Source organism: Paenibacillus tengchongensis (genome assembly GCF_008973665.1).
Taxonomy (GTDB): Bacteria; Bacillota; Bacilli; order Paenibacillales; family Paenibacillaceae; genus Paenibacillus_AQ; species Paenibacillus_AQ tengchongensis.
The window spans coordinates 1-653 of the sequence record NZ_WACP01000060.1 but is presented as its reverse complement, the minus strand read 5'-3'; the positions used below and the strand labels follow the sequence as shown (position 1 = coordinate 653).

At 55.4% G+C, this 653-nt stretch carries 2 pseudogenes; both read right to left on the bottom strand.

Features of this window, described 5'->3' with window-relative positions:
• Positions 1-468 (bottom strand): annotated as a pseudogene (locus tag F1381_RS27905) (hypothetical protein); the annotation flags it as partial.
• A gap of 3 nt (positions 469-471) precedes the next feature.
• Positions 472-633 (bottom strand): annotated as a pseudogene (locus tag F1381_RS29375) (Clp protease N-terminal domain-containing protein); the annotation flags it as partial.
• Between the last annotated feature and the right edge of the window lie 20 nt (positions 634-653).

Here is a 653-nt window from a genome sequence, read left to right as displayed (position 1 = left end):
GTTAGTTTCCTGCGCCAGCTGCTTGGGGGACGCGTTAAAACGGTTTGCAAAGTCGCCGCGGTATTTTGTGCCCGCTAACAGGGAACCGATATCGAGAGAGTAAATCGTACAGTCAGCCATCACTTCCGGCACATCGCCCTGAACAATTCGCCATGCAAGCCCCTCCGCAATCGCGGTTTTACCGACACCAGACTCCCCCACCAGCAGCGGGGTGTTTTTACGGCGACGGCAGAGAACCTGAATAGCACGCTCCAGCTCCTTCTCACGACCAATCAGTGGGTCGATTCCGCCCACTCGCGCAAGCTGATTCAGGTTCGTCGTGAAATTCTCCATACGTTCCTCCCCACCAGCTTGTTCTTCGCTGTTTGGCTGGCTGCCAGGATCAGAAGACTGTGTCGGCTCGTCTTTACGCGAGCCATGAGAGATAAAGTTCACCACATCGAGACGGCTGACTTCATGTTTGCGCAACAGATATGCCGCCTGCGACTCCTGTTCGCTAAAGATAGCGACCAGAACGTTTGCACCGGTAACCTCATTGCGACCGGAGGACTGGACATGGAAGACCGCACGTTGCAGTACACGCTGACAACTCAGCGTCGGTTGTGTGTCGCGCTCCTCTTCACTGGCAGGCAGAACGGGTGTGGTTTGTTCAA